Consider the following 254-nt stretch of genomic DNA (forward strand, 5'->3'; position numbering starts at 1 on the left):
CGCCCCAGGTACTCGGCCAGCGCGGCGCGGATCGGCTGCCAGTCCCAGGTCGAGGCGGCGATGAAGTGGTGCAGGCTCTGCTCCGCGGCCGCGGCGCCGGCGCCGCCGGCCGCGCCCGCCCGGTCGAGCTGGAGGGCGATGTTGCGGATCGACTTGCGGCCCTCGGCGGTCAGCAGCCCCTGCACGTACTGGCGGCCGCGCTCCCGCTGGTCCTTGCGGCGCAGGGAGGCGAACACCGCGGAGCACAGCTCCTC

General features: G+C 76.4%; 1 protein-coding gene. It reads right to left on the minus strand.

What is annotated here, in order from left to right; translation table 11 throughout:
- Positions 1 to 254: transposase (locus EF903_RS33635; protein WP_148142689.1), on the minus strand; the 254-nt coding region annotated here is incomplete at both ends.

It is taken from the genome of Streptomyces sp. WAC05292 (assembly GCF_003949955.1).
Taxonomy (GTDB): Bacteria; Actinomycetota; Actinomycetes; order Streptomycetales; family Streptomycetaceae; genus Streptomyces; species Streptomyces globosus.